This window comes from Staphylococcus sp. GDY8P47P (genome assembly GCF_016892225.1).
GTDB lineage: Bacteria > Bacillota > Bacilli > Staphylococcales > Staphylococcaceae > Staphylococcus > Staphylococcus borealis.
Map to the genome: position 1 here is coordinate 36,401 of NZ_JAFENV010000017.1, position 26,404 is coordinate 62,804.

At 33.9% G+C, this 26,404-nt stretch carries 24 protein-coding genes; 8 read left to right on the forward strand and 16 right to left on the reverse strand.

The genetic code is table 11. From position 1 onward, the window contains the following. Positions 1-245: 245 nt before the first annotated feature. The 7 genes from JVV30_RS07160 to fakB1 all read right to left on the reverse strand — a co-directional run bounded on the left by JVV30_RS07160 (position 246) and on the right by fakB1 (position 9,492). Positions 246-1,109 carry a CHAP domain-containing protein gene (locus JVV30_RS07160; RefSeq protein WP_204193953.1) on the reverse strand — a complete coding sequence of 288 codons (864 nt, stop codon included), beginning with the start codon at positions 1,107-1,109 and terminating at the stop codon, positions 246-248. Positions 1,110-1,591: 482 nt separating this feature from the next. Continuing rightward, positions 1,592-2,708 (reverse strand): peptide chain release factor 2 gene (gene prfB, locus JVV30_RS07165; RefSeq protein ID WP_176747945.1). Its coding sequence is split into 2 segments (ribosomal slippage): positions 1,592-2,635 and positions 2,637-2,708, totalling 1,116 coding nucleotides; the frame shifts between segments, so codons are not numbered across the junction. A gap of 105 nt (positions 2,709-2,813) precedes the next feature. Further along, entirely contained in the window at positions 2,814-5,351 is a 2,538-nt protein-coding gene (secA, locus tag JVV30_RS07170) for a preprotein translocase subunit SecA (protein ID WP_053029924.1), read from the reverse strand. A 425-nt stretch (positions 5,352-5,776) separates the two neighbouring features. Next, the gene (gene hpf / locus JVV30_RS07175) at positions 5,777-6,355 is read right to left on the reverse strand and encodes a ribosome hibernation-promoting factor, HPF/YfiA family (RefSeq protein ID WP_070854846.1); all 579 of its coding nucleotides are present in this window, start codon (positions 6,353-6,355) and stop codon (positions 5,777-5,779) included. 61 nt (positions 6,356-6,416) lie between these two features. Then, complete coding sequence (locus JVV30_RS07180; RefSeq protein ID WP_053029926.1) at positions 6,417-7,091, reverse strand: ComF family protein; 675 nt, start codon at positions 7,089-7,091, stop codon at positions 6,417-6,419. Beyond that, positions 7,084-8,166 carry a DEAD/DEAH box helicase family protein gene (locus JVV30_RS07185; RefSeq protein WP_343283855.1) on the reverse strand — a complete coding sequence of 361 codons (1,083 nt, stop codon included), beginning with the start codon at positions 8,164-8,166 and terminating at the stop codon, positions 7,084-7,086. The genes JVV30_RS07180 and JVV30_RS07185 overlap by 8 nt, the downstream gene beginning before the upstream one ends. A 459-nt stretch (positions 8,167-8,625) precedes the next feature. Next, positions 8,626-9,492, reverse strand: a complete 867-nt coding sequence (fakB1, locus tag JVV30_RS07190) for a fatty acid kinase binding subunit FakB1 (RefSeq protein ID WP_070854848.1) — start codon at positions 9,490-9,492, stop codon at positions 8,626-8,628. A gap of 143 nt (positions 9,493-9,635) precedes the next feature. Between fakB1 and JVV30_RS07195 the strand changes: the two genes are divergently transcribed. Next, positions 9,636-10,277 (forward strand): YigZ family protein, encoded by a 642-nt coding sequence (locus JVV30_RS07195; protein WP_070854849.1) that lies wholly within the window; start codon positions 9,636-9,638, stop codon positions 10,275-10,277. A 58-nt stretch (positions 10,278-10,335) separates the two neighbouring features. On the opposite strand, the gene JVV30_RS07200 is transcribed toward JVV30_RS07195, so the two are convergent. Further along, the gene (locus tag JVV30_RS07200) at positions 10,336-11,421 is read right to left on the reverse strand and encodes a glycosyltransferase family 4 protein (RefSeq protein ID WP_204193907.1); all 1,086 of its coding nucleotides are present in this window, start codon (positions 11,419-11,421) and stop codon (positions 10,336-10,338) included. A 366-nt stretch (positions 11,422-11,787) separates the two neighbouring features. On the opposite strand from JVV30_RS07200, the gene gdpS reads away from it, so the two are divergent. The 4 genes from gdpS (at position 11,788) to pepT (ending at position 15,606) form a co-directional block, all read left to right on the forward strand. Beyond that, on the forward strand, positions 11,788-12,858 hold the full coding sequence (gdpS, locus tag JVV30_RS07205; protein WP_053029931.1) for a GGDEF domain-containing protein GdpS: 1,071 nt from the start codon (positions 11,788-11,790) through the stop codon (positions 12,856-12,858). Positions 12,859-13,089: 231 nt separating this feature from the next. Then, positions 13,090-13,851: a threonine/serine exporter family protein gene (locus tag JVV30_RS07210; RefSeq protein WP_053029932.1), complete on the forward strand. Its 762-nt coding sequence runs from the start codon at positions 13,090-13,092 to the stop codon at positions 13,849-13,851. 16 nt (positions 13,852-13,867) lie between these two features. Next, positions 13,868-14,362, forward strand: coding sequence for a threonine/serine exporter family protein (locus JVV30_RS07215; RefSeq protein WP_053029933.1), 495 nt, complete (start codon positions 13,868-13,870; stop codon positions 14,360-14,362). A 14-nt stretch (positions 14,363-14,376) separates the two neighbouring features. Next, on the forward strand, positions 14,377-15,606 hold the full coding sequence (gene pepT, locus JVV30_RS07220) for a peptidase T (RefSeq protein ID WP_053029934.1): 1,230 nt from the start codon (positions 14,377-14,379) through the stop codon (positions 15,604-15,606). A gap of 70 nt (positions 15,607-15,676) precedes the next feature. Here pepT and JVV30_RS07225 read toward each other — a convergent pair whose 3' ends face one another. From JVV30_RS07225 to JVV30_RS07235, 3 genes are all read right to left on the reverse strand, one after another. Then, on the reverse strand, positions 15,677-16,798 hold the full coding sequence (locus JVV30_RS07225) for a glycerate kinase (protein ID WP_070854852.1): 1,122 nt from the start codon (positions 16,796-16,798) through the stop codon (positions 15,677-15,679). 310 nt (positions 16,799-17,108) lie between these two features. Next, entirely contained in the window at positions 17,109-17,429 is a 321-nt protein-coding gene (gene ytxJ, locus JVV30_RS07230; protein ID WP_053029936.1) for a bacillithiol system redox-active protein YtxJ, read from the reverse strand. 132 nt (positions 17,430-17,561) lie between these two features. Next, positions 17,562-18,437, reverse strand: coding sequence for an EMYY motif lipoprotein (locus tag JVV30_RS07235; RefSeq protein WP_070854853.1), 876 nt, complete (start codon positions 18,435-18,437; stop codon positions 17,562-17,564). 109 nt (positions 18,438-18,546) lie between these two features. Between JVV30_RS07235 and JVV30_RS07240 the strand changes: the two genes are divergently transcribed. From JVV30_RS07240 to JVV30_RS07250, 3 genes are all read left to right on the forward strand, one after another. Beyond that, the gene (locus tag JVV30_RS07240) at positions 18,547-19,062 is read left to right on the forward strand and encodes a GrpB family protein (protein ID WP_070854854.1); all 516 of its coding nucleotides are present in this window, start codon (positions 18,547-18,549) and stop codon (positions 19,060-19,062) included. 79 nt (positions 19,063-19,141) lie between these two features. After that, entirely contained in the window at positions 19,142-20,065 is a 924-nt protein-coding gene (gene murB / locus JVV30_RS07245; protein ID WP_070854855.1) for a UDP-N-acetylmuramate dehydrogenase, read from the forward strand. A 32-nt stretch (positions 20,066-20,097) separates the two neighbouring features. Next, positions 20,098-20,412 carry a CHY zinc finger protein gene (locus JVV30_RS07250; RefSeq protein ID WP_070854861.1) on the forward strand — a complete coding sequence of 105 codons (315 nt, stop codon included), beginning with the start codon at positions 20,098-20,100 and terminating at the stop codon, positions 20,410-20,412. 53 nt (positions 20,413-20,465) lie between these two features. On the opposite strand, the gene JVV30_RS07255 is transcribed toward JVV30_RS07250, so the two are convergent. From JVV30_RS07255 to JVV30_RS07275, 5 genes are all read right to left on the reverse strand, one after another. Beyond that, positions 20,466-21,506 (reverse strand): ferrated catecholamine ABC transporter substrate-binding lipoprotein SstD, encoded by a 1,041-nt coding sequence (locus tag JVV30_RS07255; protein WP_204193909.1) that lies wholly within the window; start codon positions 21,504-21,506, stop codon positions 20,466-20,468. Positions 21,507-21,761: 255 nt separating this feature from the next. After that, a complete protein-coding gene (locus JVV30_RS07260; protein ID WP_070854857.1) occupies positions 21,762-22,796 on the reverse strand; it encodes a ferrated catecholamine ABC transporter substrate-binding lipoprotein SstD in 1,035 nt (344 codons plus the stop codon). 111 nt (positions 22,797-22,907) lie between these two features. After that, the gene (locus JVV30_RS07265) at positions 22,908-23,693 is read right to left on the reverse strand and encodes an iron ABC transporter ATP-binding protein (protein WP_070854858.1); all 786 of its coding nucleotides are present in this window, start codon (positions 23,691-23,693) and stop codon (positions 22,908-22,910) included. Beyond that, a complete protein-coding gene (locus JVV30_RS07270; RefSeq protein WP_204193912.1) occupies positions 23,690-24,649 on the reverse strand; it encodes an iron chelate uptake ABC transporter family permease subunit in 960 nt (319 codons plus the stop codon). Before JVV30_RS07270 ends, JVV30_RS07265 begins: the two co-directional genes overlap by 4 nt. After that, entirely contained in the window at positions 24,639-25,607 is a 969-nt protein-coding gene (locus JVV30_RS07275; protein ID WP_070854860.1) for an ABC transporter permease, read from the reverse strand. Before JVV30_RS07275 ends, JVV30_RS07270 begins: the two co-directional genes overlap by 11 nt. Positions 25,608-26,404: the final 797 nt, after the last annotated feature.

Genomic DNA, 26,404 nt, shown 5'->3' on the forward strand with positions numbered 1-26,404 from the left:
CATAACAATTATTTCATTTTCTTTTATTATCCAATATATACTAGTTACATAGAAATGTATTGTGATAAGTATTTTAATTAAAGATTAAATTGGTTTCCTATACCTCGTTCATTCATTTAATCGTTCTATTATTTTCTAGGAAATGACATTACTTATAAAATAAAGAGTTCAATGACTATGCTAAATCACATAGCCATTGAACTCTGACGACTGAATATATTAAAAATAGTATCTAAACATATTTATTAGTGAATAAAGTTATAACTTGAAGTATTGGTAATTGTTCTATTAGTGACATGGTTATAGTGTCCGTTCCAGTTCATTTCTGAAACATATACCGAACCATCTTGATTCACATGTTCCACAACACCTACATGACCATAATAACCTGCAGTTGTTTGGAAAATTGCACCTACTTCAGGACGATTATCTACTGTTAATCCAGCATTTTTCGCTGAGTATGCCCAGTTATTTGCGTTACCCCAATAACTTCCAATTGCGCGCCCTAATTGTTGGCGACGATCAAATGCATAGTATGTACAATTTCCGTAACTATAACGGTTACCTTGATTGGCAGTTGTAATATGTTGATATGATACTGGTGAATTTACTGATGATTGGTATGTGTCATTCGTTGTAGGCGCAGGTGCACTTGTAGGTACAACATTGTAACTAGACACATTTGTTGTGCTAGCACTTACTGATTGAGCTACTACATCTGCTTGATTATAGCCTGTTGTTTCTGTATACGTTTGTGCATAATTAATCTCTTTATTTTCTAATTTTGCTGCACCTTTGTCACTTACCGCTATTAAATCACCTGGATAAATTAATGCCGTTACACCTGGATTAAGGCTATAGAGTTGTTCTAACGATAAATGATGTGATAAAGCAATTTGATATAACGTATCGCCAGCTTTAACTTTAACGATATCTTTATCTGTTAACCCTAAGTTTGTTTCTTGTGCCACTTGGCCATCATAAGCATTTGCTTGGTGTGATGTTGTATGTGTTGAAGTTGTATGTGTCGTTTCTTGCGCATTAGCTAAACCACTTAAGCCTGCTAAAGCCGCAATTGAAGTAAATGTTACTGTAAGCGTCTTATTTATCATGCTGTCATTCCTTTGTCGTTTTATATTATTCTTAATTTATACTCTAGCACACCGCATTTCGTGTGTGTTCAATGTTATCGGCTTGTAATATAAAGGTTAAAAAGGACTTCAAGAACATGTAAAAAGACGTACTCTAGTAATAATTAATATTACATTTTACATTTATTTAGCTACTATTTATGTTTTATAAATAATTTGAGCCTGGGACATAAATAATATGATGATTCGCAGTAGCTTACTGAACTGAAAATGCGCTTAAAGCAAGCTTTTCTCAGTTCTAGTCATCCTTGCGGGCGGGGCCCCAACAAAGAGAATTTCACTAAGAAATTCTACAAGCAAAGCAAGTTGGGGTCGGGACCCCAGTACTGAGTATTTCATCAAGAAATTCTACAAGTTAAGCAAGCTAAGAGCGGAACAACGATATAAATTTTGAAAAAATTATATTTTTGTCCCGCTCCCTAATCTATCATTCAATTTTATTAATTATCGCTATGATTCATTGCTTGTCTTAAGTATGCTTCAATAAATGGTTGAATTTCTCCATCCATAACAGCATCAACTTTACCAGTTTCTTCATTAGTTCGATGGTCTTTCACCATAGAATACGGATGGAATACATACGAACGAATTTGACTTCCCCATCCAATCTCTTTTTGTTCACCACGTATTTCAGCCATTTCACGTTCTTGTTCTTCCAATTTTAATTGGTATAATTTAGCTTTCAACATTTTCATAGCTGCTTCACGGTTTTTTATTTGTGAACGTTCGTTTTGGTTATTGACTACAATGCCTGTGGGATGATGGGTAATTCGGATGGCAGATTCAGTTTTATTGATATGCTGACCCCCAGCACCAGACGCTCTAAATGTATCTACAGTAATATCATCAGGATTGATTTCAATTTCGATTTCATCATTATTGAATTCTGGAATGACATCACATGATGCAAAAGATGTATGACGGCGTCCTGATGAATCAAAAGGTGAAATTCTAACTAATCTATGAACACCTTTTTCTGCTTTCAAGTAACCGTATGCATTGTGACCTTTAATTAATAGCGTTACGCTTTTCACACCAGCTTCATCACCCGGTAAATAATCTACGGTTTCAACTTTGAACCCTTGTTGTTCACCGTAACGCTGATACATACGCAGTAACATACTAGCCCAGTCTTGAGATTCAGTACCCCCAGCACCTGGGTGTAATTCTAAAATTGCATTATTAGCATCATGTGGCCCATCTAATAATAATTGTAGTTCAAATTGATCAACTTTCTCTTTGAAGTCGTGTACATTCTGTTCTAAATCATCTTTTACATCGTCATCTAACTCTTCTTGCAACAATTCCCAAGTTGCAGTCATATCTTCAACTTCTTCATCTAATTCATGGTAACCATTTACAACTGATTTTAATGCATTATTTTTATCAATAATGTCTTGTGCTTTATTTTGATCATCCCAAAAATCAGGTTCAGTCATCATTTCTTCATATTCTTGTATATTTGTCTCTTTATTTTCTAAGTCAAAGAGACCCCCTAATTTGCGTTAAGTTCTGACGATATTCATCTATATTTCGCTTAATTTCAGATAATTCCATTTTTATCTCTCCTATTCTTTGTCCTTTGCACTTTTTAAATGGATATGTAAAAAGTAGGAGCGTAGATTCAGTTCCACAACTCCCACTTATTATTAAAAATTAAAGCTATTCTTCTTTACCGTGGCAATTTTTATATTTCTTACCACTACCACATGGACATGGGTCGTTACGGCCAACTTTATCACCTTTAACAATTGGCTGTTTCTTAGCTTTTTCTTTGCCATCCTCAGCAGAGACATGTTGTGCTTTTCCAAAGTCAGTTGTTTTTTCTCGTTCTATATCTTCATCAACTTGAATTACTGATTTAAGAATGAATTTAGATGTATCTTCTTCAATATTTTGCATCATCATGTCAAATAGTTCATGACCTTCATTTTGGTAATCACGAAGTGGATTTTGTTGTGCATATGAACGTAAATGGATACCTTGACGTAATTGGTCCATTGTATCAATATGATCCGTCCAATGCGTATCGATTGAACGTAATAATATCATACGCTCAAATTCTGCCATCTGACCACCGATTTTTGCTTTTTGACTTTCATAAACATTTTCGATTTTAGCCCAAACCACTTCGAAGATATCTTCAGGATCTTTGCCATTAATTTCTTCTTCTTTAAGATCGCCTTCTTGTAAAAAGACATCATTAACATAGTTAATAAATGGTGCATAGTCCGGATTGTCATCTTCTTCACTAATGTGATAGTTCACACCACGCTGTAATGTTGAACGTAACATAGCATTAACTAATTGTGAGCTATCTTCAGAATCGATAATATTGTTTCTTTCGTTATAAATAATTTCACGTTGTTTACGTAACACTTCGTCATATTCAAGTATACGTTTACGTGCGTCAAAGTTATTACCTTCAACACGTTTTTGAGCTGATTCAACAGCACGTGATACCATTTTAGATTCAATAGGTGTTGAGTCATCCATACCTAATCGGTTCATCATTTTTTGAAGTCTTTCAGAACCAAAACGAACCATCAATTCATCTTGAAGTGATAGATAGAAACGACTATCCCCTCTATCACCTTGACGGCCAGAACGACCACGTAATTGGTCATCAATACGTCTAGATTCATGACGTTCAGTACCAATAACAGCTAAACCGCCAATTTCTTCTACACCTTCACCTAATTTAATATCGGTACCACGACCAGCCATGTTTGTCGCTATTGTTACAGCACCTTTTTGTCCTGCATTGGCAACAATTTCAGCTTCACGTTCATGGTTTTTGGCGTTTAATACATCATGTCTAATGCCACGTTTTTTTAATAAATTAGAGATATATTCACTTGTTTCAACTGCAACAGTACCTAAAAGAACGGGTTGACCCTGTTTATGTTTTTCAACAACATCTTCAACAACTGCATCAAATTTGCCTTTTTGGCTAATGTAAATTAAATCTGATTTATCGTCACGTTGAACAGGTTTATTCGTAGGGATTTGAGTAACCGTCATATTGTAAATATTACGGAATTCTTCTTCCTCTGTTTTCGCAGTACCAGTCATACCCGCTAACTTATTGTACATACGGAAATAGTTTTGGAAAGTAATAGATGCCATTGTTTTAGATTCATTTTGAATTTTAACGCCTTCTTTGGCCTCAATAGCTTGGTGAAGACCTTCTGAGAATCGACGACCAGGCATCGTACGTCCTGTAAATTGGTCAACAATAAGTACTTCTCCATCGACAACCATGTAATCTACATCACGTTGTAGTGTTACGTGTGCTTTTAAAGCTGTATTAATGTGACTAATAACTTCCACATTTTGCACGTCATATAAATTTTCTATTTTGAACATGCGCTCTGCTTTGTCTGCACCTTGTTCAGTTAAATGAACTGCTTTTGTTTTTTCATCGTATTTATAATCATCTTCTGCTTTAAGCATTTTAGCGAACACATTAGCTTGCGTGTAAAGTGATGTTGATTTTTCCGCTTCACCAGAAATAATTAAAGGTGTTCTAGCTTCATCGATTAAGATCGAGTCAACCTCATCAATAATCGCAAAATGTAAAGGTCTCATTACGCGCTCTTCGGCATAATTCACCATATTATCTCTTAGATAGTCAAATCCTAGCTCGTTATTCGTACTATACGTAATATCTTGTGCGTAGGCCTCACGCTTTTCAACCGTTGACTTACTGTTTAAGTTCAATCCAACTGTTAAACCTAAAAATTCATATAGCTCTGCCATTTCCTCACTTTGAACACTAGATAAGTATTCATTAACTGTGATAACGTGTACACCTCGACCTGCAAGTGCGTTTAAATAGGTAGGCATCGTAGCCGTTAATGTTTTACCTTCACCTGTTCTCATTTCGGCAATATCGCCTTTATGAATTGCGATACCACCCATTACTTGTACTTTATAAGGCGTCATATTGAAGACACGTTTTGCCCCTTCTCTTACTAAGGCATAGGCTTGTGGTAAAATTTTATCTAAATAGTCATTTTGTTTTTTTACATCTTCAATTTCTTGTAGTTCTTGTTGAAATTGTTTTGTTTTATTTTTAATTTCTTCATCAGTTAAGATAGCCATATCTTCCTCTAGTGAAAGTACTTCATCGGCTATTTTACTTAGACGTTTAGTTTCTTTTTTATTGCCGTCAACAATTTTTGATAAAAATCCCATTACGTCCGCTCCTTTAGCTTAAAAACTGTTTGGCTTACAACAATTTATCATATCATTTATACTTTTAAATTTATACTTAAATACTCATATAAGCACAATGCTTAATTGCGTACAACTTAAATAACTTACTTTCTATTCCCTCTATTTTGAATCGCTAAGCCTAATTTTTCAAATATCCAATTACTTCATTACATTAGCACAGCATGATAATAGCGTCCACGAATTACTATAATATAAGTTACAAAAAGAGTGGAACAGAATCCTTATCGAATTCACTGTCCCACCCTTATCACAATGACTAAAGCTAAATAGCTCATTTTATGGTCACATTTTTAACCAACCAATGACTACAAACCTAGATTGTAAATTTTATAATGTTATTGAATTTATAGTAACTTAAAGTTAATCAACTGAGTAAAAACCAATTATTCAGTTGTTTCAATTAATCCATATTTACCATCTTTACGTTTATAAACAATGCTTGTACCATCTGTATCACGATCAGTGAAGATGTAGAAATCATGACCTAATAATTCCATTTGTAATACAGCTTCTTCAGAATCCATTGGTTTTAAGCTAAATTGTTTAGAACGGATGATTTCAATATCGCTATCATTTGTAGCTTCTGCATTAGCCTCACCATTCGTTTCTGGTGGTGCCTCTTGAACTTCTGCTACAAACGCTTCTGGTTCTCCATGCGTTTTATGCTTACGATTAACACGTGTTTTATATTTACGAACTTGACGCTCTAATTTGCTTGTCACTAAATCAATGCCTGCATATAAATCATCGTGTCTTTCTTCAGCTCTTAATGTAACATTCTTCAATGGAATTGTTACTTCAATTTTAGTTGTTGAATTTTGATACGTTTTCACTTTAACATGTGCGACTGCATTTGGCACATCATTAAAATAACGTTCAAGTTTACCAATTTTGTCCTCAATATAGTTGCGGATGGCATCTGTAATAGTGAGGTTATCTCCATGAATTTCAAATCTAATCATAGCTATCTCTCCTTTAACCTCTTATGTTGGTAATTCTTACTATTATAATACCACGTTTAACCTATCTTGAAAACGTAAACACTTTGAATTTTCTGACATTTTTGTCATATAATTTACACCCTGCGTGATGAATTGTTAATCCTGTTGTATAAATATCATCAACGAGTAAAATTTCTTTACCCGTTAAATCTATATCCTCTTTTATAAAGAAAGGATTCATCGCTTTTGCTCGTTCTACCTTACCTAGTTTTGATTGTTTAGGACGCAATTCAGTCCCTAATATATCTACATAGTTGACGTCCATCTTTTCTAGCACTGTTGCAACTGGATTAAAAGTCCTTAGTTTATCACGTGCTAATGGTGATGGTATAGGAACAATTAGATCATACGTTGTCTGTGGTAATTGAAGTTGTGACGCTAAAACCTCAGCTAAATAATAATCTCTCATAAGCTTGTATTGGTGTATGATGTCTTTCATTATGCCAGTATATTGATAATCGCAATAAAGTTGATCCATTAATGTAAAATTCTTAGCTAAAAATTGACAATCCAAACATTTGCCTTCTTTATTGTTATTGTCATTTAAACACTTAGGACAACGTTGCTCATCTTTAATTAATCGTACGCTCTCCCACATTTGTAGACATGCCTGACATAAGCGTTGAGGTACACGATAGAAGTTGAATACACTTAGTGGTTCATCTAGATGTACACCACACTGTATACACTTAGGCATTCACCCACCCACGTTGGATACCTAGTCGATTCATTTTTTTAATTTCTCTTTTTGCTTGTATCATAGCGATGCTCACACTTTCATGCATAAATACCACGTTTCCAGTGGGCGCTTCCTGTTTACGTCCCACACGTCCAGCAATTTGTATGAGGGCAGCCTGTTCAAAAGTATGTGCATTGATAACAATGACATCTAATGTCGCCATAGTGAATCCTCTTTCTAAAATTGTTGTAGTAAAAACAATGGTATGTTCACCATTTCGAAGTGCCTGAACTTTATCAAATCGTAACGCATCTTTACTTGAAACACATATTAAATCCGGAAAATAATAGCGATAGCGTTTATATGTTTCTGTCATTAATTCAATATTATTAAAGAATACTAATGTATAGCGGTTTGCATTGATTTGATTGATTAACATTTTCTTTAATTTAAACTGTATATGTTTAACGTTCAATTTGAAATATGAGAACCTAGGCACGGGTAGTAGGTGTTTATGAAAACGTGCTGGTAAAGTGATGATTTGCGCAGTTGATAAACGCTTGATTAGGGATTTAGGAGGGGTTGCCGTCATAAAAATGTGGCTATGCTTTTGTTTGGATGACAGTTGGATTGCATTCATTAAGTGCGGATCCATAGATAAGGGAAATGCGTCAACTTCATCGATAAAGATAACATCGAAATGGGATTTGAATCTAAACAATTGATGGACTGTTGCAATAATGAAATGACCATTATAGTGCTGTTGACTACTTTGATGTAAGACGTCAATTTTTTCTGAAATAAATGCCGCTTTAATACGTAAACTAATTTCCACTACAACATCTACTCTTGGAGATACTATAGCAATGTTATAACCACGTTGACGCGCCACACGAATGCCTTCAAACATCATTTCAGTCTTCCCAGCGCCAGTAACAGCATACAATAATAAAGGTTGGTGCTGATTAATTGCTTGTACAATCGCATTTGACGCATATTGTTGTTGTTCTGATAGTTGAAAGGGTAACTCATAATATCCATCAGAAATCGTATGCTCACTTTGCGTAATTCTAAATTCTGTAATATTGTCCATACGGCCTAACTGTATGCAATACCTACAGTATATAATACGCTTGTCTGAAAAAGATGTTTCATATTCGCACATATCATGGATATTAGTATTACCACATTGAAGACAGCAATACCCATTGTTTGTAGCGATTATACCAGGCGTGACTTTGATGACTGTTTCATCAGTCAACGTAACGTCAGGGCCTACTAATTTTCCATATGATTTGATTGACTATCACTCCTTATTTCATATAAAAAAGCCTAAAAGCATTTAGAATTCGGATATAAGACATGACGCGTTTAATTAAAATAGAACCCCCCACATGCTTTGTTTACTGATTTCCATTTCTGAAATACCTTTCAACAAAGGAATTCTATCTTAAGCTTCTGGCGGTATGCCGTAATCTTGCTACCACCAATGCACATCAATGCTCATTGTCTTAATCCTTATTTACTCAACACTTTTAGACTTGAATTGTTATTAATTAATTTCGATTTTTCTTGGGAAGTATCCTAAACCTAATCCACCTGACCCTAGATGAGATGCAATAACTGGTCCAAATTCTGAATATTGCACATTGATGTTTGGATACGTCTCTTTTAAATGGTTATAAAAGTCTTTGCCTTCATCAATTTTGTCACCATTGATTACAAAGACAGTCACGTCGTCGATGTCTTGAATAATTTCAAAGATATTATCTTCTAATGTATTAAATGCACGTTTTTTTGTACGTACTTTTTCAAATGGATGAATTTTGCCATCCTTTTCAAAACATAGTACAGGTTTCATTTTCAATAATGTTCCAACCCACGCTTGCGCACCAGTGATACGTCCACTTTTTTGTAGATTCTTAAGATCATCAACAATAAAGTAAGCACCTGTTTGCTCACGGATTTCTTCTAATTCTTCGATAATTACTTCTGGCGTAAATCCTTTGTCAATAAGTTCTTTCGCGTATATTGTATAACTTCCTTCAATCATCGCTGCTAATTTAGTATCAAACGTATGAACATTGACACCTTCTACCATTTCTCCAGCTTGCGTTGCCGATTGATAACTACCACTTATACCACTTGATAAAGTAATCACAATAATATCTGTGTAACCTTTATCTCTTAATTTCTCATAGTTCTCAATCCATTCTCCAATAGCCGGTTGGCTTGTTGTAGGGAACGTCTTAGATGAGGCCATTTTATTATAAAAATGTTCAATCGGTACATTATCATTCTCAGTAAACGTTTCTCCATCATCAAATGCGACACTTAATGGTGCGATAGGTATCTCATACTTGTCCATAAAGTCTTGTGGTAGATACCCTGTTGAATCTGCCATTACTGCGATTTTCATAGTAGTCCTCCTCAATTATACTCAAAGTTATTATAAATTATTTTTATTGAAAAAGAAATTCATAATCAGATATTTATTCATTTAAAAATTAGCGTGTATAATGAAAGTTAAACATCTGTTCTTTTTATTGGAGGTGAACAACTTTGAACGATCCTATTATTACAATCAAACAGGAACATATCATTGAAAATGTCATTAATAAATCTAGATTCATTGCACATATAAAACCTGTCTCATCGGAGGATGAAGCGAAAGCTTTTATAAATGAGGTTAAACAACAACATAAAGAAGCTACGCATAACTGTTCAGCTTATACAGTTGGCGATCAAATGAACATTCAGAAAGCAAATGATGATGGCGAACCAAGTGGGACTGCTGGTGTACCAATGCTAGAAATATTAAAAAAATTAGACGTCCATAATGTTTGTGTTGTCGTTACACGATACTTCGGAGGCATTAAACTTGGTGGCGGTGGCCTTATTCGTGCATATAGTGGTGCCGTAAGGGATGTAATTTATGATATTGGACGCGTAGAATTGCGCGATGCCATCCCCACTACCGTGACCATTAATTATGATTTAACTGGAAAGTTTGAATATGAATTAGCCTCTACAACGTATTTTTTAAGAGATACTACGTATACCGATAAAGTCAGTTATCAAATTGATGTCGTACAAACGGAATATGATGATTTTATTGCATTTTTGAATAAGCACACAGCTGGTAATTTTGAATTGCATGAAGCAGACGTTAAAAAGTTACCCTTTGATATACCTACAAATTAATAAAAACCTTGTTTGTGTAACACTACCTAATCATTTAAGTAGCCTCACAAACAAGGTTTTATTTTTTATGATGTTCATCAATGTCATTATTGACATGATGTGATTCATTCTTCTTTGTAATTAAATTGAGTATCGGGCGATAACTATCATCAATCAATCCCGTAAATTCAACAATCAATTCAATTGTAATCACGATTAATATGAACATTAGGAGTACACCTAGAGGTTGTGACAAGTATAAAATAATACTTGATAAACTAAATAATATCGCTATTGAATAGATTAACAATACCGTTTGTCTATGGCTGTATCCCAATGCTAGAAGTTTATGGTGCAAATGAGACTTATCCGCTTGCATAATGTGTTGGCCATTACGCATTCTTCGAATCATTGCAAACAATGTATCGATAAATGGTACCGCTAAAATTACAATTGGGAAAAATAGCGAAATGAATGTAATGTTTTTAAAGCCAAGCAACGATAGAAAACCAATAATAAACCCAATCAATAGCGCACCACTATCACCTAAAAAGATCTTAGCAGGGTGAAAGTTAAAGCATAAAAATCCTAATAATGAACCTATTAACACACTACAAATCATGATAATGAATACATTCGCTTGTAAAATTGCAATAAACGCAATCGTAAAAAGACCAATTGCGGATACGCCTGAAGCTAATCCGTCTAATCCATCAATTAAATTAATGGCATTCGTAATCGCCACAATCCAAATAATTGTAATGGGGATACTCAATATTCCAAAATGAATTGTTGGCCCCATCGGAAAAGATATGAAATCAATCGTAATACCATAAAATGCAACGATTGAAGCGGCGACAATTTGTCCAATTAACTTTAAAATAGGCTTTAAATCATAAATATCATCAATTAATCCTACTAAATACATTACAATAGCCCCTAAAACTAAGGGCTTAACTTCTCTTTCAATAGGATGGCCAAGCCAAATTCCTATTAAGAAAGAAAGTAGTATAACAGTACCACCCAATACTGAGACTGGCTTTGTATGTACTTTTCTGAAATTTGGCCTATCTACTAAATCGAATTTAATAGAGACCTTTATAATAATAGGTGTTAATATTAAACTGATTACCAATGTCACAGCAATAAGTAGTAAAGTATACATCAGTTCACCTTCAATAAATCTCTTTTTAATTTGTCATATTTGCTAGTTATCTATTCATTCTATTTAAACAACTTTTAATTCATTTTTGTATTGGACTATAGTTGTAAATTACTGACACATCATCATAATGTTCAGTAAACTCCAACTATTTTACCCTATTTCTCTATGTTTATCCTTAATTTTCAATTGAATGTAAATTTTTTGTAAAGATATTATAACTTATATCATATCATTTCATTATTCATTTGAATACGAAAGTATATATATTCTATCTAATTTGTTTGTTATATCTGATACAACTTAATGACAAATGGTAAGTTTTCACTTACAATAACTAATGGTTAAATTAAAGGAGTCGATTCCAATATGATTGAATCTATCATTTACAATATTGCAGTTATGGTAGCGGGAATATATTTATTCCATCGGCTACAATATTCCGAAAATAAAATCATGGTCTTTTCTAAAGGCTATGTCACGGTGTTGATGACTATTGTTGCCCTACTACTTGCAGCTTACCCAATTCCATTCCATCAAGAATATTTAGTTCATTTAACGTTTGTCCCATTATTATTTCTAGGTCGTTTTACGAATATGGGTTATACCTTAGTTTCAGCAGTCATTGTTGCCCTAGTTGAAGTATTTGCATTTGGAAACTCACTTCTTTATGGCGTAGTACTAATCGTAATAGGTATCATCGTCAGTATGGTTGGCCCATTCTTGAAACAAAATGATATTGTGGCTTTAGTTGTTTTAAATTTGATTAGTGTCATTATTTTACTTATTTTATCCATCTTCAGCCCACTATATGACCTTACTGAAATCGCATTTTTAGTTCCTATTTCATTCGTTTTAACCATTGCTTCAGCAATTACATTTGTTGATATGTGGCACTTCTTTTCATTAGTTACACGCTACGAAAATGAAGATAAGTATGACTATCTTACTGGTTTAGGAAATGTGAAAGAATTTGATAGACATTTAAATCATGTATCACAAATCGCCGAAGAGAAAAAAGAAAGTCTTGCCTTATTATTAATTGATATCGATGGTTTTAAAGATGTTAATGATACGTACTCACATCAATCTGGAGATGCTGTGCTCAAACAAATGTCACAGCTATTAAAGAATTATGTTCCTAAACAATTCCAGATTTTCCGTAATGGTGGTGAAGAATTTTCAGTTGTTATCCGTGATTATTCATTGGATCAAAGCGTTAAATTAGCTGAAAATATACGAACTGGTGTTGAAAAGTCTTCATTCCACTTACCTAACAAGGAAGTTATTAAATTATCTGTCTCTATTGGTGTAGGTTACTTAACGCAAGATGATCATAAATCGCAACGCAAAGTCTTTAAAGATGCCGATGACATGGTCCACGTTGCTAAAAATGAAGGTCGTAATCAAGTAATGTTTAATCCAATCATTAAATTATAAAACTAAAAGCAGTCAACATATTAGATAATCAAAGTAGGATTCATATAGGTTATCTCATTATGTTGACTTTTTTATGATATCTATCTTAATGTTGCGTTATTTTTCATGTTAACAGGGATTAGATGTGGTAGGAATACGAAGCGTACTATTGCAAGTTGCGTGTGCAAGTTGTACACTTCAAATTGTCTATGAAATTAAATTTAATTATCTAAAGTACTGGAGGTGCCGTTTATGTCAGATTCAATCACTATTATCGATGAAAATAAGGTGATTGATGTAGTTTTAATAGCTGGTAGAATCCTTCTTGAAGCTGGTGCAGAAACGTATCGTGTAGAAGATACAATGAACCGTATTGCACATAGTTACGGTTTAAATGATACATATAGTTTTGTAACGTCAACAGCCATTATCTTTTCACTTAATGACCGCACGAATACAAGACTAATTAGAATTCGTGAACGTACAACGGATTTAGAGAAAATTGCACTAACAAACAGTTTATCTAGAAAAATTTCTAGAAATGAATTAACCATTGATGAAGCAAAATCTGAATTGATTCATTTACGTCGTGCATCGTTACAATACTCATTTCTATTAAACTTTTTTGCAGCTGCAATTGCCTGTGGATTCTTCTTATTCATGTTTGGTGGTGTAGCTTCAGATTGCTGGATTGCTGTTATAGCTGGTGGGGCCGCTTTTTTAACGTTTAGCTTAGTACAACGATTTATTCAAATTAAATTCTTTTCAGAATTCGTTGCCTCAGCGGTCGTTATCACAATTGCAGCCACCTTTACTAAGCTCGGTATTGCAACGAATCAGAATATCATTACCATTTCTAGTGTAATGCCACTTGTACCCGGAATATTAATCTGTAATGCGATTCGAGATTTAATGGCTGGTGAATTGTTAGCCGGAATGTCTAGAGGCGTTGAAGCTGCATTAACTTCATTTGCCATCGGTGCTGGTGTAGCCATCGTTTTATTAATTATTTAAGAAAGGCTGTGTATAAATGTTATTTTATTTATTCCATTTCACAATTAGTTTCATTTCTACAGTGCTCTTCTCAATTATCTTCAATGCACCGAAGCGACTACTCGCAGCATGTGGATTTGTAGGCGCTGTTGCATGGACCATATATCAATTCACTGTAGATATGGATTTAGGAAAAGTTGGCGCCGCATTTCTTGGAAGTTTAATACTCGGATTATTAAGTCATGTTATGAGTCGTCGTTACAAACGTCCTGTGATTATTTTTATAGTGCCAGGTATCATTCCGCTTGTACCTGGGGGTACCGCATATGAAGCAACACGTTATTTAGTGTCAAATGATTATACACAGGCAGTAAACACTTTTTTAGAGGTAACACTTATTTCTGGTTCTATCGCGTTCGGAATTTTAGTAGCTGAAATCCTCTACTATATTTACACACGCATCAAGCAGTATTATGATAAAATTAAAGGTAAAACATATAGAAAATCATACAATATGAATAATAGAATCTAAGGGGATGTCTTGCTATGAAAGCACAGATTATAGACAGATTATCACGTTACGTCAAAATCGATACACAATCTAACCCAGAATCGTCAACCACACCTTCAACTGACAAACAATGGGATTTATTACATTTATTACAACAAGAACTTGAAGCCTTTGGTCTAGAAACAGACCTTGATGACAATGGCTATTTATTTGCGACGCTAGAAAGTAACATTTCTTCCGACGTTCCTACTGTTGGATTCCTAGCACATGTTGATACGTCACCTGACTTTAATGCTAGCAATGTGAATCCTCAGATTGTAGAAGCCTACGACGGTAGTGCAATCAAACTTGGCGATACGGGTCGTGTATTGAGCCAAGAAACTTTTCCAGAATTAAAAAAACTTAAGGGCCATACACTCATGATTACTGACGGCACATCATTGTTAGGCGCAGATGATAAAGCTGGTGTTGTGGAAATTATGGAAGCAATTAACTATTTAATCGAGCATCCTGAAATTCAACATGGCCGTATTCGCATAGCATTCACACCTGATGAAGAAATTGGGCGTGGTCCGCATCACTTTGATGTTGAACGCTTTGATGCAGACTTCGCTTATACAATGGATGGCAGTGAATTCGGTGAGTTACAATTCGAGAGTTTTAACGCTGCAGAGGCAAAAATTACGACACATGGCGTCAATGTACATCCAGGGTCAGCTAAAAACATCATGGTCAATGCAATATCATTAGGCCACCAATTCCATAGTCTTTTACCTGCAAGTGAGGTTCCAGAACGTACAGAAGGTTATGAAGGTTTCTATCATTTAATGAAATTTGAAGGTAATGTTGAAAAAGCGACATTGCAATATATTATTCGTGATCATGATAGAGATGCCTTTGAATTGCGTAAAAAGAAATTATTAGAAATTCGCGACGATATTAATATTCATTACGAAGATTTCCCAGTCGAGGTGACAATCGAGGATCAATATTATAATATGGCTGAAAAGATTAAACCACACCCATATATTATTGATATACCTAAAAAAGTGTTCAAAGATTTAAATATTGAACCTAATACAGCACCTATTCGCGGTGGTACTGACGGATCACAATTATCCTATAAAGGTTTACCAACACCTAACATTTTTACAGGTTGCGGTAATTTCCATGGACCTTTTGAATATGCATCAATCGATGTAATGGAAAAAGCAGTACAAGTCATTATCGGTATTGCACAAGAAGTCACACATCATCATAAATAGATATCACAAATTAGGGAACCATGATGACCGTATGGGTCATTGTGGTTCCCTTTTGTTAGCATTTATTCATTTATCCATGGTTCAATGTCGTTTTTAATAATCTAAGTGCCTGAACAGTGAAATGTCTGATTTGTATGCCCATTTTAAAGTCTGTGTAGCTTTCTGGCATCTCAATAAATGTATTAAACATTGCTGTAACATGATATTGATCAAAGACATTAAATTTGTCGTCCGTCGCGCAAATAGCAATTGCTGGTTTATGATGTTTATGTGCTAACTCCGCAATTGTTAAAGTCGTTGTTTCAAGTAAGTGGTCTTCCTCTTTTACACCTTCACCAAAGATAATTAAATCAGCTTGAGATACGAGATCATCTAAATGCGTGATTTGATTGACTAATTCATGACTTGTTAATATCTCAGCATCATACAATCCACTTAATAATGCTGCAATACCACCGCCAGCGCCCCCTCTTTCGATTGGACCCATGGCAATTTTCATTTCATTTTTAACCAACTCACTAAAGTACCAAATTAAATTATCGATTTCAGCGGCCTTTTCTCGTGTCATTCCATAACCTTCATGCGTCTTCATAATTTCACTATGTTTACCATATAATTTACTAGAAAAGTCAGACATCACCTGAATATGTGCATCTTTAAAATTTTGAGGTATCTCATAAAAGTCAATACGTCGAATAAATTTGATAATTTGAGCCCCTTCGCGCGCATCCAAAAGTTCTCCTTCATCATTATAGAATTTCGCACCTAAGGCTTGCATCATACCGATACCACCGTCGAAACTATCGATACCGCCTAGTGAGATAACAATGTTCGCAGCGCCGTTATTCAATGCATCTAGAATAACCTCTCCTAAGCCATAACTTGAGCGTTGTTCGATTGGCTTTTGACCTTTAACAAACAAATTACCTTCAATTATAGTTAATCCTTGTTCAGTTTGACCATAGATTGTTTCAACTTCATTCATATCTGCATCATGGACATTCACTCTATATTTTGTACCTGATTGCCACAAGAATACCGAATCCATAAGTTCATGGCGACCATTAAATAATGGCACTTGTACAATATCAGCATCTTCAATTTGACTGGCAACCGCTTCTTCAACGAAACGATTTGCTTGATAACTCGAAATGATACCGTTAAATTCATCCATTGCTACTAATACTTTCATCTGTTAATCACCTCATGCCATTTTCTTTATTTATATATTGATTTAGATGTTATATATTCGACTTCACTTTCACATTATACATGGGTTGTCTCTACTTTTCATAATAATAGCAGTTATAATAACATAAATAAAAAACAGGGGTGACGCAGAATTCACTTTGAATTCATGTCCCCCTGTAAGGATGTTGCGCACTAAGAGAAGCCTGATATGGCCATCTTCTCAGAGTCGCCGGCTACTGTCCTTTTAAAATATAGCCTTAAACGATGATTGTTATTTGAATTTAATCTTTACTTTCTTAATTCGTAATCTATTATTCTTCAGCTTGCGCTAATGAAGATACGTTAATATCACTATGACTCGCGTTCCACTTTGCTTCTCCATCAATAAAATAGAATGCTTGTGGAGATTCATGTTTCACATGGGTCTTTTCAGCGATATAGTCAGAAAGTTTTCTTTCTTCTTGAACGACTAAGTAATAGCCATCCATATCTCTTTCATATAAAAACTTGTTAAATTGATCGTATGCATCTGCTGAGATTGGACAAGTATCACTATGTTTTAATACAAATACATATTTATTGTCTTTAAGTACTTGTTCAAACTGGTCAATCGAACTCAGCTTTATAGCCATTCTATTCACCTCTAAAATTATTTATGTCCATATTGCATTTTATAATCATTATAAACTACTCAATGGGTTCAATTATACACATTTCATTGTCCATTGTTAACCAAAAATTTTAATTTTAATAACTGTGTCTACTTATTGCTTTTTTAACTTTTTCAATTCTTCGTAAAATCCACTATTATCCTTACTTAATTCTTTACCCGTTTTCGGTAACTTTTCTACATCAATTTTAGAAAGTTTTTTCTCTATCTCGATGGTTGTTTCTCGCGTATCATAATAATTCAATAAATTATAATACATTTCAATAGCATTTTTACGCGCACTGTTAACTTTTGGATCAGTAATATTCGTTTGATTCAATTCTGTTATTTGCTTCTCAATCAATGGCTTAATATGATCATCTATTGCTTTATTAGAAGTCATATCATCACGCTCTAAATATTTTTGTGCTGCTTCTTTCAACTTCTGATTGTTATTTTCAATTTTAGATGTTAATTGATTTGCATCTTCTTGGTTCGTTGCTTTTTGAATTTGTGTTTCTACCTGTGAGCGATTGCTTTCAAATAGTTTAGTATAATCCAATATATCCTCATTCGCCTTGATTGATCTATTACATAAGTCTACAAAGGCTTTAATGTCATAGATGGATTGTTTTTCTTGTTTCACATTTTGCAAATACTTGTCTTTTAATTCTTTAACATCATGATGTTCAGCAGGTAATTGTTTAGCCGATTTTTCATATTTCTTAAATTCAGGAATTAAGTGCTTGTTTATATCCTTCTGCAACGCTTTAAATTCTCTTTTATTCTTATCAGTGGTGTCCGTCTTGCTTAATTGGTCTAATTGTTTCAAATGAATTTTATCCATTACTGTTTTGACGTCTTTCTTCTCATCTTCAACCTTATTTAGTTGTGTTTGGAAATCATTTAAATCTGCACGCTTTTGATTACCACACGATGAGAGTAATACGCCACATATCAACATTATAGAAAGTATTGCTAATTTCTTCATAAATGCACTCCTATCACCACGTATTATACCTAAAGCTATTTATATTGAAAATGATTTGTGTTATAGTATTTCAGAATTTGACAAAACTTACCATTTAAAGGAGATACGTATGTACGCAACCGTTCAACCTTTTATTCAAGATGACGCACAAAGCGAGTATGATACATTATATCAAACTACGAAAGCATCACTATTCAACTTGCTAGATTCTCCTGTAAAATTCACACAACATATCGGAGGTACACGTCATTTTAATTATGCAACTGAACCTATTCTAGATGTTTTAGTGGGTGTAAATAACTTACATGATATCACAGCTTTAGACGAGAAACGATTGAATTATTTAGGCTTTTATCGTCTCCATCATCCTTATAAGAAGAAAGTGATGATGGCAAAGTTTAATAATATGATTGATTTGAAACAAACCATTCGCCTACATATCATTCAAATGGATACCCTGTTATTCAAACAGTACATTGATGTTGACAATGCACTTGCAACATTGCCAGATATTGCGCATCATTTTTCAGAAAAAAAACATTCTATCATTCAACATATTAATTATATAAGACCCTATGAAAATCAAAAACAGAAATACTTCGAAGACATCTATCAAACGTTATAAAACGTTGTCGTCTTCGCAAATCATCTACAAAATTGCTATAATAAAAGGTAGATTATAGAAGAGAAGAAAGGATGTACTTATGTTAAAGCAAGAAGACATCTTACAAGATTTAAAGTCCTTAATATCTGAAGACATTATTAAAGTTAATGAACCACTCAAACGCTATACATACACTGAGACTGGTGGTAATGCTGATTTTTATTTATCACCGACGAAAAATGAAGACGTGCAAGCTATTGTACGCTATGCCAAAGAGAAGGCTATCCCTGTTACTTATCTTGGAAATGGATCAAATATTATTATTCGTGAAGGTGGCATTCGTGGCATTGTAATTAGCTTATTGTCATTAAATCACATCAATGTATCTGACGATGCTATTATTGCAGGAAGCGGTGCGGCAATTATTGATGTGTCACGTGCTGCTAGAGACCACGTGTTAACAGGATTAGAGTTTGCTTGTGGTATTCCTGGTTCGGTTGGAGGCGCCGTTTATATGAATGCTGGTGCATATGGTGGCGAAATCAAAGATTGCATCGATTACGCGCTTTGCGTTAATGAACAAGGTGATTTAATTCAATTGACTAATAAAGAATTAGAATTAGATTACAGAAATAGTATTGTTCAAAAACAACATTTAGTCGTACTTGAAGCTGCATTTACACTTGAACCAGGTCAACTAGACGATATTCAAGCTAAGATGGATGACTTAACTGAACGTCGTGAATCTAAACAACCGCTTGAGTACCCATCATGCGGAAGTGTATTCCAACGTCCACCTGGTCATTTCGCAGGCAAATTAATACAAGATTCAAACTTACAAGGCCACCGAATTGGTGGTGTAGAAGTTTCAAAAAAACATGCCGGATTTATGGTTAATGTAGACAATGGAACAGCTACAGATTATGAAGATTTAATTCATCATGTTCAAAAAGTAGTAAAAGAAAAATTTGATGTTGAACTTCATCGTGAGGTTCGTATTATCGGAGAACATCCTGAAGAATAACAACATGGTACGTTGATAGGAGACGATGAATGATGCCAAAGGTCTATGGTTCTCTTGTAGATAATGAAACACGATGTATACACTATCATACATTTTTAGATGTAATCGCTATTAAATTTAAATGTTGTAATACATATTACCCGTGTTATCAATGTCATGAGGAACATGCGTCACACCCCATTAAACGATGGTCAGAACAAGAATTCAATGTAAAAGCGATTATGTGTGGTGTATGTAAACATGAGATGTCTATTCAAGACTATATGATGACAGAGCTATGTCCGAAATGTAAGGCACATTTTAATAGTCGTTGTAAATTTCACTATCATTTATATTTTGAATTATAATAATAATGGCTTAGTAACGATTGACAGATGGTTACTAAGCCATTTTTTGTTTCTTATTTATTTAATTTTTCAATAATGTGATTTAATTCATCAATTTGTTTGATTGTCGTAGACGTTGATCCTGCGCTAAAGTACCATAGTTTAGGATCGAGTTCATAAACATTACCATGTTTAACGGCATTCACACCTTTAATTACATCATTAGATAACGTTTGTTTCGCGCTTGATTTACCACTCACAACTTGTTCTCTATCCATCGCTAGAATAATGTCAGGATTTTTAGTTGTAATATACTCATTATTAATATTTTGACCGTGTGGGCTAGCTTTAACATGCGTATCAGTCGGTTTAAAGCCTAGTGTATTATAAATTAAATCACCAAATCTACCACCTGGACCGAAAGTTGATAACTCACCTTCATTAACTAACAAGTACATCGTTTTCTTATCTATTTTTTCAACTTTTGCTTTTGTATCTGCTATTTTTTTATCCAGTGCATCATTTAAAGATTTTGCTTTATCTTCTTTACCATAAATTTTACCTAATTTTGTTGTTACTGATTTCATATCATTAATATAATTTTTCTCGCTAGCACCAACATAAACAATTTTGGCGTTTGGCGCAGCTTTTTTCAATTCATCTATATTTTTCACTGTTGCTGTTCTTCCAGAAATATAAATCACTTCTGGTTTTGCTTTAGCTACTTTATCAAAATTAATTTGCATTAAATTACCCGTATTGATGTATTTCTCATCTTTAAATTCTGAAAGAAATTCAGGTAATGCCGCATTTTTCTCACCTTTAGGTAAACCAATAATTTGGTCTTGTACACCAAATGTTTTCAATACATCGACAGCGCCGTAATCAAAGACAATCGCACGCTTTGGATGCTTAGGAACATCCACAGTTTCTTTAACCTCTTTAGCGTCACTTTTATCTTTCTTCTCGCCTCGTGTCTTATAATTATTTTCTATTTGAACGATGTCTTTATTTTCATCTTTTTTTGTGGCACCATGATCGCTATCTGAACTTTTGCCACATGCCGTTAAAACTAAGGTAAGACTTAATACTAAAAACACAATTATTTTCTTCATCGTTGCAACATCCTCTTGTTGTCGTATTTAAGTGATAACGATTATCAATATCACTTAAAAATATATTACTTATTATAAAATATTTTTCAATAAAAAGTTGCAAGCTATGCTGAATATGATATTGAAGTATAAGCTTTTTTTATACGTGATAGGACTAACTTATTTTCAAAATAAAAAAGTCAATGAATGCATTTGTACACGCATTCACTGACTTTTAGTCTAAGCATTATATTTTAGATGCTTTGAAATGGCCTATTAATCTACGACTTCTTCTAATTCATCAATTTGTTTAATTGTAGTAGTAGATGAACCTGATGCAAAGTACCATAATTTTGGATCTAATTGATATACTTTGTCATTTTTAACTGCTTTAACATTTTTAATAACGTCGTTGCTTAATACTTTTTTAGCAGTAGATTCACCACCAACAACTTCACCACGGTCCATTGCTAAAATAACATCTGGATTGTGCTCACTGATGTATTCATTGTTAACATTTTGACCATGTGAACTATTGCTTACGTTTTTATCTGCTGGTTTGAAGCCTAATGTATCAAATACTAAACCACCAAATCTTCCACCAGGACCATAAGTTGATAGTTCACCTTCGTTTACTAATAAATACATTACAGTTTTATCAAAGTTCTTAGTTTCATCTTTCATTTCAGCGATTTTTTCATCTAACTCTTTGTTGATGTCTTTAGCTTTATCTTCTTTGTTGTAAATTTTACCTAAGTTTTCAGTGTTTTTCTTCATGTCTTTAACTAGATTTTTCTCATCAGCACCAACGTAAACGATTTTAGCGTCTGGGGCTGCTTTTTTGAATTCATCTAAATTTTTCTGATTGGCAGTTCTTCCTGAAATGAATATTACTTCAGGTTTAGCGGCTGCTACTTTATCGAAATTCACTTCTTTAAGATTTCCAGTATTTACGTATTTATCATCTTTAAAGTCTTTTAGGAAATCTGGTAATGATTCATTATTTTCACCTTTTGGTAAACCTTTGACTTTATCTGCCACGCCTAATTCTTTAAGTACATCTAAAGCACCATAGTCTAAAACAATTGCATTTTTAGGATTTTTAGGAACTTCAACTGTGTTGCTAACTTTCTTAGCATCACTACCATCGCGTTCTTCTCCTGAAGCTTCAAAATTATTTTTGATTTTTACAGTTTCTTTTGAATCTTTGCTATCACTTTTAGATCCTGAATCGTTACTACTTGATCCATTACTACAAGCTGATAAAACTAATACTAAAGATAATACTAAAAATAAGACTGTCTTTTTCATATGTACGACTCCTCTAAAAATTATTTAACCTTTATGCTGCGTATCGATGGACTTCTCTCTTGTCTACGTCTTCTAATAGCATCACCCCTTTAAAATATGAGGTTAAATGATTTAATTACAAAGTGAGTCAAATGTGATTTCATCGTAATACAGACAAATGCGTTGCCCTCTGATCTCTTCAATATGAACATCCATTTCATATAATTGCTTTAGAATCTCGGTCTGAATAACATTATCCCTTGTATCTGCTTTGACAATTTCACCATCTTTTAATGCGATGATATCGTCTGAATAACATGACGCAAAGTTGATGTCATGTAGAACAATGACTATTGTTTTGTTTAAGTCTTTACAAAGACGGCGTAACGTTTGCATAATCTGCACAGAATGTTTCATATCTAGATTGTTTAACGGTTCATCTAATAAAATATAATCCGTATCTTGCGCAATAGTCATTGCAATATACGCACGTTGTCGTTGACCACCAGATAACGTTTTAATATTTCGATGACGAATGTTTTGAAGCTGCAATAAATTTAGCGCATACTCAACTTGTTCATGATCTTCCTTCTTCATACGCCCTTTTGAATAAGGAAATCGACCAAAGTTTACTAATTGTTCAATCGTTATATTCATATCTGTATGATTCGTCTGTTTTAAAATGCTTAACTTTTTAGCTAAATCATCACTTTTATAATCATCGACTGCTTTACCTTCAATCTTTATTGAACCCTTTTCAAACTCAAATAAGCGACTTACCGCAGATAATAAGGTACTTTTACCAGCGCCATTGGGTCCTATAAGAGAGGTGAGCCTTCCTTTCTGAATATCAACGTTAATATTTTTTAAAATTGGCTTATTCTGTATCGCTTTATCTAAATTTTTAATCTCAATCAATTTGCACTTCTCCTTTTGACAAGTAAGTAAATGAAGTAACTACCACCGATTAAATCAATGATTAAGCTAAACTCTGTTGTAGCTTCAAATAAATTTTCAACAACCCATTGTGCTAAAAATAAACTAATCCAGCTAATTAAAATGGTTGCTGGCAAAATATATTTGTGCTCATACGTCTTCATTAATTCATGTGCTAAATTTACAGTTAATAATCCTAAGAATGTAACCGGACCAACCAAAGCCGTTGAGATAGAGACCAATAAAGCCACTAATATAAGAAGTAAACGCGTCATTGTCTCATAAGATACACCTAAATTGATTGCTTGCGCTCTTCCAAGTAGTAATACATCTAAGTATGGACGCAATATCACTGTAATCACAATTAAAACAAGTAATAAGCATGTTGAAATAAGGACAAGTTTAGAGTTAGATGCCTCAAAACTTGCAAACATCGCACTTTGTACTGCTAAGAACGACTCAGGATCCATAATCAACTGGATAAAACTCATAATACTTCGGAAGAATGTCCCTAAAATCACACCTACGAGTAAAATAAAATATACTGAGAAGTTCCCTAATTTGAACATGCCTTCAAATAGCAATAATGAAAATAAGACCATAGCAATTAGCGTCACAAAAAAGTTCAAGTATACATTAGTGACAACTGCAGCTTGTGTACCAACTAAAAAGACTGGCAACACTTTTACAAATAAATAAACAGAATCCAATCCCATAATTGATGGTGTTAATAATCGGTTGGTTGTAATCGCTTGAAAGATAACAACTGATGCCCCAATCGCACCACCTACAATGAGGATAAGCACCAATTTTCTCAACCGACTTTGAAATTGATACTGAAAAATCTCATAGTCTAAACCTACTAATAAGTAAAATGTTGCCATGCAAATTGTCGCAATAATTAATATGGTAATTTTCTTGTTAGAACTAATTTGCATAATGCTTTCTACCTTTCATTAGTAATATTAGGAATATCACTGTTCCGAAGACACCAATAGTCAATCCGATATTAATTTCATAAGGATAGACAATCAATCTACCTACGATATCAGCGAACAATACAAATATTGATCCTAGCATGAGTGTATGTGGAAGTGCATTTTTTAAATGGTCACCTCTATACATCGAAATAATATTTGGTACAATCAGACCTAAAAATGGTAGCGTACCTACAGTAACAACCACTAATGCCGTCAGTGCAGCTGTAATGAACAATGCAATATTTATAATTTTTTCATAGCTAACACCCAAGTTATGACTAAAATCTTTCCCCATACCAGCAATCGTAAAGTGATTTGCGAAGATAAACGCAATAATCAGTAGTGGCACAACAAGATAAAGGACTTCATAGCGTCCACTTGTTATAATTGCAAAGTTGCCATTCATCCAGTTGCCAATGCTTTGCAATGCGTTAGTTCTTAAGGCAATAAATGTCGTGAAACTGGATACAATACCACCAATCATAATTCCTAGTAATGGCACAAAGATAACTTCTTTAACACGAATTAAATTAATTAATTTCACAAATAAGAATGTCCCTGCCAAACTCAATCCAACCGCAAATAATAATTTAATTAATATATGACCTTTTGGGAAAAAAATAAGCGAAATTAAAATACCTAACTTAGCCCATTCCATTGTTCCTGCCGTAGTTGGACTTACAAATTTATTTTGCATCATCTGCTGCATAATTAATCCTGCTAATGCGAGCGAACTACCAGAAAGAAGAATACTAACTGTTCTAGGTATACGACTTGAAAACAAAATATTTTGCTGTTCTTCGCTTAAGTGGAAAATATCTGAAAGAGAGAGCTGACTCACCCCAACAAATAAGGAGACTATAGTTAAACATACTAATACGATAAGTAAAACATAACCCTTAAATAAAAATTTCACTATTTATTCTCCTCGTCTTGCTATATGTATTGAAATGATAGTCGTTATCAACGATAATGATTATCATTGTCGCTATAATCAATATTAAAGATTACTGACCTGAATTTCAATAGTAATTTGAAGATATATTCATATTTATACATGAATCGAAAGAAATAATGTAGATTGTACGAACCGAACACATAATAGATAACACGGTTAAGTTGTTTCATCATGATGGCCAACAATCAGACGTATCACAAACAAAAAGAGTCCGCGGCATAAAGTGCCTGAATAAGTGAAAAAAGACTATTTCTATTGAAATAATATAGAAATGGTTTCAACCATATCATTTACATGGTATGAAATATCATTTTGGAGAATAAACACTGAAGTTTCTATTGGTAGAATAAGCTGAGTCACATTATAATTTTTTAGTATTTCAATATTAAATTACATATAAATACAACGTATTGTGGCGAGACGCTTGCGTTGATTATTAATGAACATAAGTGCACCTGTACTTGCGTAAGTAGTTCTAAGATAGATGACGAAGTGTAGTTGTGTAGACTCCTAGTGTTTCATTTATTGAGCACCAGCGCTACAGCACTGTTGTAAGGCGTTCTAAGATAGATTACGAAACAGAGTTGCGGAGACTCCTAGGGGAGCAGTATTTTCAAAGAGAGTCTGGGACATAAATAATATAATAATGCTATTTAGCAAATTCGCAGTAGCTGACTGAACTGAGAAGGCGCTTAAATCAAGCTTTTCTCAGTTCTAGTCATCCTTGCGAAGGTGGGCGGGGCCCCAACAAAGAG